Source organism: Nocardioides malaquae (assembly GCF_015070385.1).
Lineage (GTDB): Bacteria > Actinomycetota > Actinomycetes > Propionibacteriales > Nocardioidaceae > Nocardioides > Nocardioides malaquae.
On sequence record NZ_JADCSA010000321.1, the window covers coordinates 1 to 277 of the forward strand.

The following is a 277-nucleotide window of genomic DNA, read 5'->3' on the forward strand; positions in this document are numbered from 1 at the left end:
GATCAAGTCGATTGGCTATGTTGATGGTCAATACGGCTTTGACGGTGACAATTGTGCCGTCCTTGTCTCATTGGATGAACAATCACCAGATATCGCGCAAGGGGTCGATGATTCCTTGGAGACGCGTTCTGGCGATGCTGACCCATTAGATCAAATCGGTGCTGGTGATCAAGGGATGATGTTTGGTTATGCCATCAACGAAACCCCTGAATTAATGCCACTGCCAATCGCATTGAGCCATCGGTTGATGCGTAAAATTGCAGCGCTACGTAAGGAT

The 277-nt window shown here is 48.0% G+C and carries 1 pseudogene; it reads left to right on the plus strand.

The features are described from left to right. Positions 1–277: pseudogene (locus IEQ44_RS15770) on the plus strand (methionine adenosyltransferase); the annotation flags it as partial.